The organism is Streptomyces flavochromogenes, from assembly GCF_000717595.1.
Classification (GTDB): Bacteria; Actinomycetota; Actinomycetes; order Streptomycetales; family Streptomycetaceae; genus Streptomyces; species Streptomyces flavochromogenes.
Window position 1 is genome coordinate 203,497 of record NZ_JNZO01000014.1, and the last position, 17,261, is coordinate 220,757.

Genomic DNA, 17,261 nt, shown 5'->3' on the forward strand with positions numbered 1-17,261 from the left:
GCTCAGGACACATCTCGCGAAGGAGAGTTCCGTGACACCCAAGCCCGCGGCCGTACGAGCCACCGTGTACGGGTACCCCCGCCAGGGGGAGAACCGTGAACTGAAGAAGGCCGTCGAGGGGTACTGGAAGGGCCGTGTCGACGCCGACGCGCTCCGGGAGACCGCGGCCGGGCTGCGCCGGTCGAACTGGCGGCAGCTGACCGAGGCCGGTCTCCACGAGGTGCCGACCGGTGACTTCTCGTACTACGACCACGTCCTGGACACCACGGTGATGGTCGGCGCCGTCCCCGCCCGGCACGGTGCGGCCGTCGAGGCGGACGCGCTCGACGGGTACTTCGCGATGGCCCGCGGCACGCAGGACACCGCGCCGCTGGAGATGACCAAATGGTTCGACACCAACTACCACTACCTGGTGCCCGAGCTCGGCCCCGACACCGTCTTCGCCGCCGACTCCCGCAAGCAGGTCGCCGAGCTGAAGGAGGCTCTCGCGCTCGGCCACTGTGCCCGCCCGGTGCTCGTGGGCCCCGTCACCTACCTGCTGCTCGCCAAGCCCGCACCGGGCGTGGCCCAGGACTTCGAGCCGCTGACCCTCCTGGACCGGCTTCTTCCGGTGTACGCGGAGGTGCTCGCCGATCTCCGCGCGGCCGGGGCCGAGTGGGTGCAGCTGGACGAACCGGCACTGGTCCAGGACCGGACCCCGATCGAGCTCGACGCCGCCGCCCGTACCTACCGTGAGCTCGGCGGCGCCGCCGACCGTCCGAAGCTGCTCGTCGCCTCCTATTTCGGGCGGCTCGGGGACGCCCTGGGGGTGCTGGCCAAGACCCCGGTCGACGGGCTCGCCCTCGACTTCACCGCATCGGGCGCGGCCCACCTGGAGGACCTCGCCGCCGTCGGCGGGCTCCCCGGCAAGCGCCTGGTGGCGGGCGTCGTCAATGGTCGCAACATCTGGATCAACGACTACCAGAAGTCCCTGGCAACCCTCGGTACCCTCCTCGGGCTCGCCGATCAGGTGGACGTCGCCGCCTCCTGCTCCCTCCTGCACGTGCCGTTGGACGCCGCCGCCGAGCGGGGCATCGATCCGGAGATCGCCCGCTGGCTCGCCTTCGCCCGGCAGAAGACCGCGGAGATCGGTGTGCTGGCGCGCGGTCTCGCGCAGGGCACGGGCGCCATCGCGGCGGAACTCGCCGCGAACCGCGCCGACCTGGCCTCCCGGAGCGGGTCCACCCTCACCCGGGACCCCGCCGTACGGGCACGTGCCGCCGCCGTCACCGACGCCGACGGGCGGCGCTCGCAGCCCTACGCGGTACGGGCCGTGGCCCAGCGGGCCCAGCTCGGCCTTCCGCTGCTGCCGACGACGACCATCGGTTCGTTCCCGCAGACGAGCGAGCTGCGTGTCGCGCGGGCCGATCTGCGGGCCGGCCGGATCGACGCCGCCGGTTACGAGGAGCGCATCAAGGACGAGATCCGCGAGGTCCTCGCCTTCCAGGAGAAGACGGGGCTCGACGTCCTGGTGCACGGCGAGCCCGAACGCAACGACATGGTGCAGTACTTCGCCGAGCAGCTCACCGGCTGCCTGGCCACCCAGCACGGCTGGGTCCAGTCGTACGGCACCCGCTACGTCCGGCCCCCGATCCTGGCCGGGGACATCTCCCGCCCCCAGCCGATGACCGTGCGCTGGACGACGTACGCCCAGGCGCAGACCCCGAAGCCGGTCAAGGGCATGCTGACCGGTCCGGTGACCATGCTCGCCTGGTCCTTCGTACGCGACGACCAGCCGCTCGGTGACACCGCCCGGCAGATGGCCCTCGCCCTGCGGGACGAGGTGAACGACCTGGAGGCAGCGGGGACTTCGGTGATCCAGGTCGACGAACCGGCCCTGCGCGAGACGCTGCCGCTGCGCGCTGCCGAGCATGCCGCCTACCTGGCCTGGGCGACCGAGTCCTTCCGACTCACCACCGGCGGCGTGCGGCCGGACACCCAGGTCCACACCCACATGTGCTACGCCGAGTTCGGGGACATCGTCCGGGCGATCGACGACCTCGACGCGGACGTCATCAGCCTGGAGGCGGCACGCTCCCACATGCAGGTCGCCGACGAACTCGCCGAGCACGGCTATCCGCGCGAGGCCGGGCCCGGCGTCTGGGACATCCACTCCCCGCGCGTGCCCGGGACCGGCGAGGCGGCCGCCCTCCTCCGCAAGGGTCTTGAGGCCATCCCCGCCGAGCGCCTGTGGGTCAACCCCGACTGCGGTCTGAAGACCCGCGGCTGGCCGGAGACCCGGGCCTCACTGGAGAACCTCGTCGCCGCCGCCCGTGAGGTGCGCGCGGAACTGGCCTCCGAGAGGTCCTGATCCCGTGACCGGGCCGGGCGCCGACGGCGCCCGGCCCAGGCACCAGGCCGACCGTCGGCGGTGGTGGGCGAAGTCCGGGCGCCGCTTGTCCACGAAGGCGGACATGCCCTCCTTCTGGTCGGCGATCGCCTGACGGATCGGAATGCGTGCGGCCATGGTCGTGCCCTCTCAGGGACGGGGTGGGTTGGGGACGGCAGGGGGGAACGGAGCGTGTCTCAGTCGACGACGCACAGCCGGGTGACGCCCAGGTCGAGCGCCCCGCCCCGACCTGGCCGTACGCCCGCCGGCCGGACCGGTCCCGGCGCGGGAGATCAGCGTCGCCGTCCTGCGCTCGGCGTCGAGCCGGGCCGCCCGGGAACTGGTCTCGGCGTTGCGGGAGCAGGCCGGGCTGATCGCGGGGCGCCGGGGTCAATGACGAAGCGCCGCCCGGGAGATGACGAAGCCCCACCCTTGAAGGGTGGGGCTTCGCGGATTCGCTCCTAGGGAAGGAACTCGTAGAACGGACCGTCAGGCGCGCGGTCGCGCACGCACAGCGTCACGTCCCTCCCCTTGAGATAGGCCAGCAACCACTCGCCGAACGTCATCTCGTAGAGAGTCCACGACGGACTGTCCATCTCCTGGACGACGACGCGCCAGGGCGACGAGGTCTCCTCGGGAATGCGAAGGAAAATCATCTCCCCCGTCGTGGCCGTGGCCACCGGCACCAATTCACCGGGTTTCGTCCCTGCCGGATTCGGCAGGAACTCGGCCATGTCCTCCTCGCCCCAGAATTCGAGCTCCCTCTTGATCATGGTTCCCAGATCATGCAGAAGGTGTCCGGCGGGGTGCTTCAGATACAACTGTCCATTGATCGAGACCGAACCGTAGGCATCCACGATCTCGTGGAAGTCCGCGGGGAATTCGATTCCCAGTTCCCGCTCAAGGCCGATCCACGGCGCGGGATCCGACCAATTGAACCGAGGTTCGCCCAAAAGGGCCTGTATCTCTGAAAGCGTTGCCACCACTGGGCCCCTTCTAGCAGGTCGAGCCGACGCCTGACTGGGAGTTGATCGCGGTGCACGAGAACGTTTCCACGATGTCCCCCTGTGGTCCGTATGCGGTCATTCCCACCTGGACGAGCGTGGGAACCGCCGAATGCGGATCTCCGTAGACGGGAACGACCGACATGATCAGCTTGTTGTCACCGGTCAGATGCTTCCATCCGAAGCGTTCCACCTTGCTTGCCATCCTCCGGTTTGCACTTCCGTGCAATGCAACCAGGTTCTTGACATCCTGACCGGTGCCCTTCCCCCAATAACCTATCAGGTGACCCGCCTGCGGCTCTCCGCCTCCTGCCGCGATTTCTCCCATTCCGTCCGGCTGGACGGAAGGCTCGCATTCGGGGCACCTCGGCAGACCGCCCGCACCGGTGCGCGACCTGCGGTCGGCCTTGGTGAGGAACGCGAAGGCGCCGGTCGCCCTGCAGCCCTTGTTGCCCTGGTGGTCCGTGTACTCCTCCAGGCCGCCGTAGATCCGTCCGCCGTCGATCAGCGGAGTCGGGTCGCACGAGGGGTTGTTGGTGTCGGTGGTCCGCGGTGCGGGCCTGGGCGCGGGGCCCGGCGACGGGCTGGGAGTGGGGCCGGGCCGCGGCTCGTTGGACGAGTCGCTCGACGTGGTGTCGTCGGCGGACGGCATCAGCATGCTGCCGAGCGCCGCTCCCGCGTCGGCCAGGTTCTGCTGGCCGTCCGGAGTCGCCGCGTACAGCGCCGTGACGAGTGCCGCCCCCGCCCAGTAGATGGCCGGGATCGCGAAGACGAAGTGGCCGTCCAGCTCGACGAGGCTGGTGGGGTTGCCGCCGGTGAAGGCGTAGCGGTTGCTGGTGTACGGGTCCGCGCCCAGCTTCATGTCGGCGAGGGCGCCGTTGTACATGTCGCGGCTGGTGAAGCGGTTCAGGCCCGGGTTGTAGTCCCGGAAGCCCATGTCGTACGTGCCGGACTGGGCGTCCCAGCGCTTGGCGTTGAAGCGGTAGGGGTTGTACTCCTCCTTGTCCGGCTGGCCTGCCTCGGGCTTGTCGATGCCGGTGAACTCGGTGGCGTCGTTGTTGCCGTAGGCGGTGTAGCCGTAGGTGGCCTTGGCGTCGCCGTTCTTGTCGGTCAGCGTCTCGACGTCGGTGTGGCTGTTGTAGCCGTAGTAGCCGTCCTCGGTCGTGCCGTCCGTGTTGTGCTTGGTCTGCGACAGACGCTCGCCCCACGGGCTGTACTGGAACGACTTGGTCAGCGCGCCGGCGACCTTCTCGTCGAGGACCTCACCGGACAGGCCGAGGTACTCGAATTCGGTGGTCTTGCCGTCCGATGTCTTCGACGCGGTGCGGTCCAGCGGGTCGAAGGTGTACGTCGTCGACTTCATCGTGCCGCCGGTGCCCATCTTCTGGGACTCCACGACGTGGTCGAAGCCGTCGTAGACGGTCCGCTCGACGACCTTGCCGCCGGAACTCACCGACTGCTGGCGCCCGAAGGGGTCGTAGGCGTACTGGGCGCCGACACTCGCCGTCGTCGAGGTCAGCAGCCGGTTCCGGTCGTACTGGAACGTGGTGCCGACACCCTTGACGGTCTGGCTGATGACGTTGGCGTTGTCGTCGTGGGTGTACGTCTCCGTGCCCGCGCCGTTGCCCGTCTTGACCGACTTGGTCAGCCGGTCGGCCGGATCGTAGGTGAAGTCCGTCGTGGAGTCGAGGTACGCCGAGCGGTTGTCGGCGTTCATCTTCTTCGCGGCGTCCTGCGCCTTGTTGCCGTTGGCGTCGTAGGCGTAGGCGTGGGAGGCGACCAGCGTGGTGCCGTCCGCCTTCTTCTCCGTCGTCGACTTCAGTGCGCCGTCGAGGTAGTAGGTGTAGTCGACGACGTTGCCGTTGGCCTTGGTCTCCCTCAGCTTCTGGGCACGGTCCGTGTAGGTGTACGACGTGACCTTGGGGTCGGTGTCCGTGGCGGACTTGCCGACGGACACCGTCTTGACCTTCTCGCGGAGGTCGTAGGTGTACCGGGAGAACTGGCTGGGGTGGGTGACGGTCTCGGACTGGCCGTTGGCGTCGTACGTGTAGGACGTCGCCTTCTTCTCGGCGCCGGCCAGCGACTCCGTCACCTTCCGGACCTGGTTGAGGCCGGTGTAGGTGATGGCGTAGCCGTCGATCCTCGCCCCGGAGGACGTGTCGCCGATCGCGGTCAGGTTGCCGTTGACGTCGTACGTGTAGTCGAAGGTCCGCTTCTCGGTGTCGGTCTCCGCGGAGTTGTCACGGACCAGCTTGATCCCGTCCGCGACGACGACGCCGGCACTGTTCTGCTCCAGCTTCAGCTTGGTGTCCTCGCCCTGCTTGAGGGCGTAGCTGCCGAGGCCGACCCAGGTGCCGCTGCCGGCGTTCTGGTCCTTGGTGACCGCCGGTTCGGTGGTCGTGCCATGGCTGAGCGTGTACTTCGCGGTCGTCGCGGCGCCCGTGACCCTCGGGTACCTCACGTACGCGGTGTACGTGCCGTCCTTGGGGACGTCGAGCGTCCACGTGAAGGCGTCGGTGCCTGCGCCGGCCGCGTGGGTACGGTGGTCGTAGCCCTGCTGCCCCGTGATGTTCCCGGTGGCCCAGGTGCCCGTGGCGGAGGTGTGCTGGGTGTCGGAGTTGTCCGCCAGGACGACCGCCTTGCCCACCGGAACACCGTCGTCGGAGCGGGACCTGACCTTGCCGTCGGGGTAGAACGACCAGGTCATCGTGCGGTTGGAGGAGCCGCCCGCCGAGGTCAGCGTCCGGGTCGTCTGCTGGCCCACGTCGTTGTAGTCGTAGGTGGTGGCGATGTCCCACGGGTCCGTGGAGCTCTTCGTCCAGCCGTTGTCGAAGTACTCGAAGACGGCGTCGTTCCGGACGGTCTGCCCCTCCGAGGGCGGCATCGAGGTCTTCGCGACCCGGCCCACGGCGTCGTACACGGTCTCGGTGTAGACGTCGGGGTCGTTGTGGCGGGCGTCCGCGGGGTCGTACGGCTGGTACCGGCGCTTGGGCCGGTTCAGCGCGTCGTACTCGGTGCGGGCGGTGAACGCCGTGGTCGTGCCCGCCTCGACGGCACGCGGGGTGATCACCTTGGTGGTGTTGCCGACCTGGTCGTACTCGTACCGGGTCGTGCGGTAGGTGATCGGCGAGGTACCGCTGCGCGGGATCCTCACCTCGGTCTGCTTGCCTCGCTCGTCGTAGCTGACGAGCGTGGTGTTGTTCTCGGCATCCGTCGTGGAGACGACCAGGGAGTCCTTGTCGTAGGCCTTCCTGGTGGTCTTGCCGGCGGCGTCCGTGACCGCGGTGACCCGGTGGTTCAGGTCGTAGGCGGACAGGCTGCTGTAGTCGGCCGTGTCGGCCGTGGCGTTCTTCTTCGGGTCGACGACCTTGGTGGTGTTGCCCGCGTTGTCGTACTCGTAGCTGACCTTGTCGCCGTTCGCGTTGGTGACGGAGGTGAGCTGGTAGATCTCGTTGTAGGAGTTGGTCGTGACGAAGTCCGTCGCGTCCGCGGTGGTCAGCGTGCCCTTCGGCTCGGTGGTCGTCCTGAGGTTGCCGACCTTGTCGTAGGTGTACGTCGTCCGCCGCTCGTCCGACGTGGCGGTGTACTTCGGCTCGGTCGCCGAGGTCATCTGGTCGGTGGCGTCGTACACGGCGGTGGACACCGCGCCGTTGGGCGCCGTCGACGTGGTGACGTTGTCGTTGGCGTCGTACACGGGCGCGGGAGCGGTGATCAGGTCACCGGTGGCCTGGTCCTTGGGCTCGGTCTTGACCAGCGGACGCCCGAAGGCGTCGTAGGTCTGGGTGATCTTCTTGCCCAGCGCGTCGGTGACCTCGGTGACCTGGCCGCGCTCGTCGTAGACGAAGGTCGACGACTTGTTCAGCGCGTCCGTCATCGTCCTCGGGAAGCCCGTGGGCCCGAAGTCGCTGTTCGTGTCCGCGTTGCCGTTGGCGTCGGTCGCCCGGGTCAGCTGGCCGTAGGCGTCGTACTCGTACGTCGTGGTGTAGTCACCGGCGACGCTCGTGGTGGCGACGCCCTTGGGGTCGGTGACCGTCTTCAGGTTGCCGAAGGTGTCGTAGCCGAACTGCCACTTCCGGCCCTCGGGTGAGGTCTTGGTGAAGAGATCGGCGGAGTAGCCGTCGGCACGGGTCTGGTACACGTACCGGGTGGAGTTCGCCGGGTAGACGCCCGGAGCGCAGTCGGAGGAGGGCGGTACGCCCGCCTTGTTGTTCTCCGCGTCGCGCTTCCAGAGCGGGTACCCCGTCTTCTGGTCGTAGCAGTACGCGGTCTTGGCGCCGTTGTTCTCCTCCGTGTACGTGACGTTGTTGTCGGCGTCCCAGGCGAGCTTCATCGTCTGGGACGAGGCGTTCGTCGACTGGACGGCGCGGCCGAAGTCGTCGGTCACGTAGTCGGTGGCACGCGACTCGGCGTCGGTGACCTTCGTGTCGGTGAACTTGGCGTTGCCGCCGTTCACCGCGTACACGAAGCCCGTGGAGCCCTGGAGACGGTCGGTGATCGTCTTGGTCCACCAGTGGTACTTCGGGTCGTCCCCGGTCTGCGGGAAGTTGTACACCAGCGACGTGGCGTTGCCGCGCGGGTCGGTGGCCTTGACCAGCTTGACGTTCTTGTTGCCCTGGGTGGCGTCGTACTCGAAGCCGAAGACCTTCGGCTGGGTGGAGCCGGCGCCGTCGGTGATCCTGGTGAGCAGGCCCTTGTCGGAGTAGTCGAAGGTGACCTTGCGACCCGAGATGTCGGTCAGCGACTTGACGTGGTCGATGATCTTCGGGTTGGCGCTGTCGGCCTTCGAGTGGTACTCGAGCGTCAGCGACTGCCGGCCCGCCGGGTCGGTGATGTACTTGAGGAACTTGGTCGGCTTGTTGTTGGACTTGCGTTCCTCGTACGTGTACGTCTGCGTGTTGCCGTTCTTCTCGACCAGCGACGTCATGTAGCCGTCGCAGCCGAACACGAACCGTGTGCCGTCCGGACGGGTCATCGTCCAGGCGTCGGGGACCGGGTCCTTGAGGGGCGTGCAGTCCAGACCGGGCTTGGCCGTCAGCTTGTAGTGGACGCCCGCGGGGGCCTTCCAGGAGCCGTCGGGCTGCTCGCGGAAGACATGGGTCGTGCCGTCGCCGTCGGGGAGCCTGATCTCGGTGGGGTGCGGCTTGGGGTGGAACTCCAGCGGCGCGCCGAGCCGGACGGGGCCGGCGGCCTGGAAGGACCAGCCGGGGCCGGAGACCGTGTCCGAGGTGTCGAGACTGTTGTAGGCGAACCGGGCGAACGTGGTGACACCGCGACCGGGGTTGGTGAAGGCGTTGTACTGCCAGACGGTGTTGCCGGAGGCCGTGTTGTTCATGACGGTCGAGCCGGCGCCGGTGTTCTTGCCCGTGTAGGAGTAGAACTTCTCCATGCCGAGCTGGTTGGAGGTCGGGTCCTCCACCGCCACGTTCTGCTTCAGACCCGGGATGCCTGCGGTGCCCGAGGCCCACGTGCCGGTCGTCTTGTTGTAGACGTCCCAGGTCAGGACGTAGTCGGTGCGCTTGTTGCCGTTGTCCGAGTTGATCGGCGTCTTGACCGTCGCCTGCAGGCCGACCGAGCCGCCGGGCGCGACGTTGGACGGCAGTGCGGTCTGGACCTGGTTGCCGCCGTTGGTGACGTCGGTGCCGTCCGGGAGGGCCCACTTGTAGGTGAGGACCTGGTCGGCGGCGTTCCACGTCGACGCCGTGGTGTTGGTGAGGGTGAAGTCGACGGTGTAGTCGGTGTTCGGGGTCATCCGCGCCGGGGTCTGCGGCGCGTAGTAGGTCGACTCGGTGGTGGAGTCGATGTACGTGACCACGATCCTCGGGCGGAGGCGCTGTTCGGTGCCCTCGGAGGACAGGAACAGGGTCCGTTCCTGCGCGGCGGCCTCGTCGGCCATCCTGATGGCCACGCCCTGCTGGGAGGCGGGGGTGGTCACCCAGGACTGGGCCAGCGAGGTGACGTTCCAGTCGTGCCGGGCCGGGTCGTTGGTCTTCGCGCCCGTGTCGGCCGCCACCGCGCCGAGGTCACCACCCCCGGTGGTCCAGGCGGTGGTCGCGTTCGCCTTGGCCCAGGTCGCCGCCTCGTCGAAGTCGCGCGTCAGCGGCCGCAGTTCGTAGATCGCCCCGGCGGTGTCCTGTGCGGTCTGGGTGCTCCACAGCCGCACGTTCGCGTCGAGGACGCGCGCCGTGGCGGGGATGCCGAGGGCCGGGAACTTCAGCAGCGCGCGGGTGTCGCCGTAGGTCGCCGAGTTGTTGCCGACGCTGAGCCAGTTCTTCGGACCGCCGTCGTCGATCGTGTCGTGCGTGAGGGTCGGACGGGCCGAGGACAGGGTGGTGTCCTGCGTCGCGTCCAGGACCTTCGTGGTCCGGCCGGCCTTCGGCAGCCGTACGAGCTGCGTCGGGGCGGCGACGACCTGCCCGTCCTTCGTCCTGACCGCGACCATGTAGTAGTACGCGCGCCCGAACGGATCGGTGTCGTCGGCCTTCGTCGGCACGCCCGTGGTGTCCGTGAAGGACGTCACCGTCGCCGCGACGGGAGCGACGAGCGTGGCCGAGGACGGCGAGAACGTCTGGTTGACGGAGCGGTGGACCTGGTACTCGACGATGTCGTCGCCGGTGCCGATCGGGTCCTTGTCCTGGTACGCCGACCAGGACAGCTCCGCACCCGTGTCGTGGATCGTCGTCGGGGTCGCGAGGTCCACGCCCTGACGGCCGAACGTCATGACCAGGCGCGGGTAGTGGGCGGTCTCACCGCCGTACCCGAACTCGCTTCCCTCGTAACGCGGGCCGCCCTTGGGGCCGTTGGCGCTCTCGTCGCCGGCCTTGATGACGAAGCCGTTGTTGGCGTTCGCGCCGTCGATCCAGGACTGGACGGTCTTCGTCACGGGGAAGGTGTGCCAGGTGTTCAGCTCGCCCGGCCGCTTGGTGACGACTCCGCCCTTGGTGAAGCGGACGGCGTCCGCGATCACCGACGTGGCCGTCGACGCGGGACCGTCGCCCAGGACGATCTTGCCGAGCGTGCCCGCCTTGAACGGGTGGGACCCCAGCGTCTTCCACACACCGGCCGTACCGGCCTGCTGGTCGACGGTGTAGGCCTTGCTTCCGCCGTCGTACGTGATGGTGTACGGGGCGTTCGTGGCACGGTCCGAGGCGGGGACGTTGTGCGCCTCGACCTGGTACGTGCCGTCCTCGGGAAGGTTCGGCTGCCAGGTGTACGTGTCACCCGCGACCGAGTCCTTGTTGTACAGGTAGTCCTGGTTGACGGCGTACTGCGTGTACGCCGTGTTCCCCGAAGCCGGCCAGGCGCCGACGGCCGCCGTCCGCCCGGCGTCGCCGTCGTCCACCACGACCGCCGTGCCCGAGAGCTCGCCGGTGAGGGCGTTGGCGCTGTTCCAGGTGGCCTGCTCCTCGGTCCAGGCCTGGGTGGCCCGGTGCGCCTCCAGCTGGACCTCGGTCTCGCCCGTGGTGTGCGTCTGGTCGTAGTACAGCTTCAGATCGGCGGAGTCCAGCTTCGTCCCGGCCGGGACGCCGGTGAGCGGGAACCGCAGCAGCGCGCGAGAGGCTCCGGTCGTGGTGTTGCCGACCGACAGGCGCCAGTTGTCGTTGTAGTTGGTCGTCGGACCGTCCGAGGAGATCATGACGTCCTGCGCCGTCGTCGGCGTCGGGGCGATCGAGATCGTCGGGTCGACGGTGACGGGGTACCGGCGCTCGGGCGCGGCCAGCCAGGCCGCGTCCGGGGTGACGGTCAGCTTCCAGCCCTTGCCGGCCCTGCTCAGCTTCTGGGTGACCTTGTCGCTGTACGCGAAGCCGTACGGCGAGCGGGCGTCCTTCTCGGCGTCCGTCATGAACGCGGCCGGGATCACCAGGACGGGGTCGGCGCCCTCGCCGTAGAGGAGGACCGAGCCGTCCTTGCCGGCCTTCGGCGTCAGCCCGCCCGTGTCCAGGGTGAACGTGAAGGAGACCGGGCCCGTGGGCTTCCGGTCGAGGAGGATGTTCTCCTTCACCCGGCCCGGACCGACCTCGTACGACAGGTCGGCGCCGTGGACCGCGTCCTTGTACGTGACGGTGTCGCCCTCGGCGACGGGAGCGAGCCTGCCCGCCCCCTCCAGGCCCAGGGTGACCGCGCGACCGCCGGCCTCGAAACGCAGCAGGCCGCGCGGGTCGGTACCGAACCAACTGCGGGCCGCGTTGGTCTCATTGGTGAAGGCGAAGCCCTCGGCATCGGTCGGGGTGACCGTCGGGTCGATGTCCTTCCAGGACTTCCCCGCCCGATAGCCGGTCGGTACGGCCGACAGTTCGGCCTGCACCCGGCCGTCGGAGAGCTGCCAGTACCGGGCATGGGAGGTACGCCTGCCCGTCAGCTCCGCGACGCGCTTCGGCTTCGCGGCCGCCTTGCCCTTCGGCAGGCTCTCTCGGCTCGGCAGCACCGGGGTGCCACCGGTCGACGGCTCTTCGGGCCCCTCGGGTTCGTCGTCCGAGAACCACCCGGCGAAAGCATCGACAATTCCCTCGCCGGCATCGGGTGAAACCGGTGCGGCATAAGCGACTTGTGGCAGCATGGTCCCGGCGACAGCCGCGACCACGAGGCAGGCTATCGCCCGCCCGTATCTGAATCTCACACGAATCCCTTCCTCGACTCCCCTCACGCGCGTACGCGGAAGGGAGCGTGCCAACGCGCCGACGAGGGGGATCCCTCAACGGTCGCGGTGGCCCTGACCTCGTCCGGAGCACCTCAGGGCATGCCAAGTCGGGCCACCTCCCCGCGGGGGAGGCGACCTCGCGAGAGGTGTGCCGATCAAGACGGAGGTGATTCTTATTCACGGGTATGACGCTGCGTCAAGCGTTAACTCATATAGGGCATTTCAGGTTCCACGCAACGCCACTCAAACAACTTGCCTGATTTGTCGGCGGCCTGGCACCTGTCGATTCCGATGGTGTATAACCCAGGCGAATTCACGCCTACAGAAAGCGCGGCCATGCCGACGACCGAAGAAGCGGCAGCACCGGAAGGTCACGGAATCCCGGACGCCACAGGGGTTTCGCGGAGCCCGGACGAGCGCGGCACCGATCGCGGCGGCATCGTCGTGGCCGCCGTCCTGCTGCTCGCCTGCGCGCTGTTCGTCGCCTTCGGGGTCCTCGCCCCGGAGAAGGCCCCGCCGGAGGCCCGGGCGACGGAGCCCACGGCAGAGGTGACGTACGAGGTGGTCGGCGAGGGTACGGCCGACATCACCTACCGGGCGGCGGGTGACGACGCGGCGGCAGTCGTCACGCGCGTCGGCCTGCCGTGGCGGAAGACGGTGAACCTGCCGGCCGGCACGTCTCCTTCCGTCAATGTCACCCTCGACGAGGAGGGCGGCACGGCGAGCTGCACCCTGGCGGTCCGGGGCGAACACGTCCAACGCGCCACGGCCACGGGCGCCTTCGGACGGACGACATGCAGCGGCGAACTCCCCGCGGAGGAGGGGGCTGCGCGCCTTGAAGGGTCCTCCTGACGGCTGCCGCGGGCGACGATCCGACGGTATCGGGCGGCGCTGAGGGCGACGATCCGGCGGTAGCGGGCGGCGCTGAGGGCGACGGGCCGACGGGCGGTCTGCTGTCCGCCGGTGACGACCGGCGTCAGCGGTGCGGCGCGGGCGTCGCCATCGGTGAAGGGCCGGACGAACGCCACATCGAGGTACGCGCGGGCCGCGCGCGCCGGAGGCTGCCTGCCGACGCGCCGACTCCACTCACGGCGGCCCTTGCGTAGAGTACGGCCGGGCGCGGTGAGATCAGATGGAGTTCACATGACCGCGATCAGCCTTGAGCACGCCACCGTCCCCGCCGACACGGGCGAGGTGACCCTCCTCATAGCCCGCCGGGTGGAGCCCGGCCACGAAGCGGCCTTCGAGCTGTGGGCCAGGGGCATCCTCGACAGCGCCGCCGCCTTCCCGGGGCATCTCGGATACGGGCTCTTCCGCTCCTCCGGCGGCGACGCCCCGTGGTTCCTCGTCCACCGCTTCCGGGACGAGGCGGCGTGCCGGGCCTGGCAGGAGTCTCCGGAGCGGGCGGCCTGGTTCGCCGGCTGCGAGGGGCACCACCACACGGAGATCGCCCGGCGCACGCTGACCGGCATGGAGACCTGGTTCGCCAAGCCGGGCTCGACGCGGCCGGCACCGCCCCGGTGGAAGATGGCGATCAGCGCGACCCTGGCGATCTATCCGATCTCCGTCCTCGGAAGCCTCGTCCTGATCCCCCGGCTGACCGGTCTCCCCCTCCTGCTCAGCAGCGCGATCGTCGCCTGTGTGTTCAACGTGCTCATGACATACGTGGCCATGCCCGCCGTGAGCAGGCTGCTGCGCCGCTGGCTCACGCCGTAGCGCACCGGGGCGGCTCCCCGCTGCGGAGGCGGCGAGGCGAACGTCTGCGCTCCGGCCCTCCGGGGGCGCGATCGTCATCTAAAATTCAGGGCGGCCTCAGGGCCGCGGCTCGTCGCTGCGCGCGGCGGCCGCGGAACGGTCAGGCCGGTCCAGGACAGCGGCCCGCCCCGGGCCCCGGTCCGGACGGGACCACATGACGCTGATCACAAAGATCCCAGGGAATCGGGTGACCGCCGGCGTGCGTCTCATTGGTGCGGGATTCCCAGCTCCCCCGGCTCACCCGCCCACGCTACAGAAGACCCCCAGGGAGAAGTGAGGTATGTCCGTGATCTGCGTCGGCGGCATGATCGGAATCGGCAAGACGAGTGTGGCCGAGCTGATCGCCAAGGAGCTGGGCAGCGACGTCTTCTACGAGAGCGTGGAGGACAACCCGATCCTGCCGCTCTTCTACACGGCGAGCCCCGAGGAGATCCAGGCGAAGCGGTACCCCTTCCTCCTCCAGCTGTACTTCCTCCAGACGCGCTTCGCCGCGATCAAGGAGGCGTACAAGCGGGGGGACAACGTCCTCGACCGGTCCATCTACGAGGACTGGTACTTCGCCAAGGTCAACCACGACCTGGGACGGATCAGCTCCCTCGAGATGCAGGTGTACGAGGGGCTGCTCGACGAGATGATGCGCGAGATCGACGGCCTGCCCTACCGCAAGGCGCCCGATCTCATGGTCTACCTCAAGGCGGACTTCGAGACCGTGCTGCACCGCATCGGTCTGCGCGGCCGCGATTTCGAACAGGACGAGAGCCTCGTCGAGTACTACCGGACCCTGTGGTCCGGCTACGACGACTGGGTGCACAAGCACTACTCGGCCAGCGACGTCCTCGTCATCGACATGAACCGCACGGACATCGTCAACAACGCCGAGGACGCGGCCCGCGTGGCCCAGGAGGTCAGGACCGCGCTGGAGGCCGCCACCCGGCGCGCCTGATCCGGCGCCCGGGGGCCCGGCGGCCGGGAGACCCGGCCGCCGGGCACGGTCAGCAGGCGATGGTGCCCCGGCGCAACGCGTGGCCGCCCGTGTTGCTGTCGTCGGACCAGTACACGGGCTTGGTGCCGGCGACGCACTCGTCGGCACCGGCCAGGGCGAAGCCCTCGTTGTTGAGGTCGGGCATCCCGCTCGGGCGCTGGTAGGAGGCGGCGGGGGCGAAGGTGCCCGCGCTGCCGATCTTCATGGTCGTGTGCAGACCGCCGCAGGTGTCGTCGCAGACCATCCACAGCCGGGCGGCCTGCGGCTCCCACTGGAGCTCCATCACGCCGGCCATGCCGCTGGCGACGGTGGCGACGCGGGTGGCGGTGCCGCTGTCCTGGAGGACGTACGCGTGGACCGCTCCGGTGCCCTCCACGCCGAGGAGGAAGACGCCGCCGGTGTGCGCGCCGTACCGGCTCGGGTCATAGGCGGCGCCGGTCGACTCGTCCTTGAACCCGGCCGCGACGAGAGTGGTGTCGGGGATCCAGGTGATCGCCTCGAAGCCGAGGTTGGACCCCACGGCCGGCAGACCGGCGGTCAGGTTCCACTCCTTCGTGGCGGTCAGGGAGCTGCCGGTACCGGCGGCGACGTCGTAGCGGAGGACGGACAGGCGGCTGGTGCCGGAGGCGTCGCCGTTGCGCTCGGTCGCGACGTAGGCACCGCCCGCCGCGCCGGCGGCGGTCAGGGTGACGGCCTCGCCGTCGGGGCTGCCGCTCCCACCGGGGTAGCGCAGCGCCTTGCCGGAGGTCCAGCCGTTGGCGGTGTCCGGCCGCCAGCCGCCGGAACCGTCACGGACCAGGCGCCACAGCTTGCCGGAGTTCTGGGCGGCCCAGAGGACGGAGCCCTCCTGGTACAGGCCGCTGAGGTCCTCGCCGAAGACGTCGGATCCGTCGGCCGTCGACACGGAGGTGCCGCCGGGCCAGGACGCCGGGTTCGTGCCGCCACCGGAACCGCAGTCGTTCGGCGCGCCGAGCGTCAGGGGCGCCTTCTTGAAGGCGCCCGTGCCGTCGGGGCAGCGCGACCAGGACGGGGCGGAGTGGGCGCTCCAGCCGTAACTGTCGACGAGGGTGCTGCCGCCCGGCAGGTAGAGGCGGGCCTTGTCGCTGGAGCCGAGACCGAACGCCGCGGCCACGGCGAACGCGCGCGCCGTCCCCGGAGCGAGCGTCGTCCCCGCCGGAACCGTGTACGTGTGGCTCGCGTCGTCGTCCTTGAGGATCCAGCCGGAGATGTCGACCGCGGCCGTGCCCTTGTTGAACAGCTCGATCGAGTCGTCGACGCTGCCGGTCGTCACCACCTCGTTGATACGGATGTCGTCCGCCGGAGCGGCGTGCGCGGTCGGAGCGGCAAGCGTCGCGGCGGCGAGCAGCGTGGCACCGGCGACGGCGAGGCGGATCGGGGCGGGGCGGCGACGCCCCCGGGGAGCGCGAACTTCGAGCACGGAGTCGTCCGTCCTGAGAGGGTGGCGAAGGGCGTCATGAGACTCACGCCCGCCGCCGAACGCCGGTGGGCGTCGGCACCGTCGTCACATGAACGCCCGTCGAACGGCAGGCCGCACGCCACGTCCCGCCCCGGCATCGGTCCGGGCCGTGGCGGGCTCCATCGGCCACGCCGGGTCGATCCGGGTGATGCCGGTATCAGACCTGCGGGCGGGTGGCCGTGACGATGTAGTAGTCGAGGGTGCGCTGCTCGTAGGCCTTCAGGAAGTTGCGCGGCCAGGTTCCCGGCTCCCACTGGTCCGACAGCCAGCGGTCCCAGCCCTGCCACACGTCCGGTCCGATGGACACGGCCCGCGCGTCCGTCAGGCCCACGCGGGTGAACGCGTCGGCCACGAGCGTGACGGGACGCGCGACGTCCAGACCGTCGGCGAACGTCTCCAGGTACGACGCGAGCCGCGCTCCGTGGCCCGGGTCGTCGTCCGGGGTGAAGAAGCTCGCGACGACCACCCGACCGCCGGGCCGCAGCACCCGGGCCGCCTCCCGGGTGAAGGCGATCACGTCGTCGAAGTGCTGGGCGGCCTCGACGCTGTAGACGCAGTCGAACTCGCCGTCGCCGAAGGGCATCTCCTCCGCCGCACCACGGACGAACCGGAGCGCCGACGGCGAGGTCTCCAGCAGATCCGCGTTCGCCCGGCGGGCACGGTCCAGCTGCTGCGGATGGATGTCCATGCCGGTCACCCGCTCCGGCCGGTACTCGCGCAGGGCGAGCGCGCAGCCGACACCGAGCCCACAGCCGATCTCGACGATCCGCCGGCCGGCGAGCGGACCTGCGGCGTCGAGCACCTGCCGGTACATGTCCTCCTGGCTGCGGACCCGGTCGTCGACCGTGAGCGGTCCGGCGAGGTCGATCGAGCGCCAGTAACCGAAGTTGATGAACCCTCCGGCGAACACCGGCACCGAACTGAGGTCGGCCGGACCGTACGTCTCCCGAACAGCGGCCCGCATCTCCACCGGTTCCACCACCCGCGTCACCTCCGCGAACAGTCTGACGTCCGGATCCACCCCTGTCGACGGTGCCCCG

The 17,261-nt window shown here is 69.5% G+C and carries 8 protein-coding genes; 4 read left to right on the forward strand and 4 right to left on the reverse strand.

Annotated elements, in window-relative coordinates; all coding sequences use genetic code 11:
* The first annotated feature begins 31 nt into the window (after positions 1-31).
* The gene (metE, locus tag IF00_RS0118895; protein ID WP_030319539.1) at positions 32-2,350 is read left to right on the forward strand and encodes a 5-methyltetrahydropteroyltriglutamate--homocysteine S-methyltransferase; all 2,319 of its coding nucleotides are present in this window, start codon (positions 32-34) and stop codon (positions 2,348-2,350) included.
* 479 nt (positions 2,351-2,829) lie between these two features.
* On the opposite strand, the gene IF00_RS0118905 is transcribed toward metE, so the two are convergent.
* On the reverse strand, positions 2,830-3,351 hold the full coding sequence (locus tag IF00_RS0118905; RefSeq protein WP_245234569.1) for an SMI1/KNR4 family protein: 522 nt from the start codon (positions 3,349-3,351) through the stop codon (positions 2,830-2,832).
* Positions 3,352-3,364: 13 nt separating this feature from the next.
* Positions 3,365-11,926 carry a golvesin C-terminal-like domain-containing protein gene (locus IF00_RS0118910; RefSeq protein ID WP_078944775.1) on the reverse strand — a complete coding sequence of 2,854 codons (8,562 nt, stop codon included), beginning with the start codon at positions 11,924-11,926 and terminating at the stop codon, positions 3,365-3,367.
* A 417-nt stretch (positions 11,927-12,343) separates the two neighbouring features.
* Between IF00_RS0118910 and IF00_RS41385 the strand changes: the two genes are divergently transcribed.
* The 3 genes from IF00_RS41385 (at position 12,344) to IF00_RS0118925 (ending at position 14,705) form a co-directional block, all read left to right on the forward strand.
* Positions 12,344-12,859, forward strand: a complete 516-nt coding sequence (locus IF00_RS41385; RefSeq protein ID WP_245234570.1) for a hypothetical protein — start codon at positions 12,344-12,346, stop codon at positions 12,857-12,859.
* Positions 12,860-13,150: 291 nt separating this feature from the next.
* Complete coding sequence (locus tag IF00_RS0118920; RefSeq protein ID WP_030319547.1) at positions 13,151-13,723, forward strand: antibiotic biosynthesis monooxygenase; 573 nt, start codon at positions 13,151-13,153, stop codon at positions 13,721-13,723.
* 319 nt (positions 13,724-14,042) lie between these two features.
* The gene (locus IF00_RS0118925; protein WP_030319551.1) at positions 14,043-14,705 is read left to right on the forward strand and encodes a deoxynucleoside kinase; all 663 of its coding nucleotides are present in this window, start codon (positions 14,043-14,045) and stop codon (positions 14,703-14,705) included.
* Between the two features lie 49 nt (positions 14,706-14,754).
* Here the strand turns inward: IF00_RS0118925 and IF00_RS0118930 are convergent, their stop codons facing one another.
* Together IF00_RS0118930 and IF00_RS0118935 are read right to left on the reverse strand one after the other, a co-directional pair.
* Complete coding sequence (locus tag IF00_RS0118930) at positions 14,755-16,182, reverse strand: lamin tail domain-containing protein (protein ID WP_030319553.1); 1,428 nt, start codon at positions 16,180-16,182, stop codon at positions 14,755-14,757.
* A 196-nt stretch (positions 16,183-16,378) separates the two neighbouring features.
* Positions 16,379-17,242: a class I SAM-dependent methyltransferase gene (locus IF00_RS0118935; RefSeq protein ID WP_342451044.1), complete on the reverse strand. Its 864-nt coding sequence runs from the start codon at positions 17,240-17,242 to the stop codon at positions 16,379-16,381.
* Positions 17,243-17,261 lie beyond the last annotated feature (19 nt).

Bases quoted from the DNA above. Each gene is read 5' to 3' on its own strand.
- IF00_RS0118910 (WP_078944775.1), bottom strand. From the start codon at position 11,926: ATGCTGCCACAAGTCGCTTATGCCGCACCGGTTTCACCCGATGCCGGC.
- IF00_RS41385 (WP_245234570.1), top strand. From the start codon at position 12,344: ATGCCGACGACCGAAGAAGCGGCAGCACCGGAAGGTCACGGAATCCCG.
- IF00_RS0118920 (WP_030319547.1), top strand. From the start codon at position 13,151: ATGACCGCGATCAGCCTTGAGCACGCCACCGTCCCCGCCGACACGGGC.
- IF00_RS0118925 (WP_030319551.1), top strand. From the start codon at position 14,043: ATGTCCGTGATCTGCGTCGGCGGCATGATCGGAATCGGCAAGACGAGT.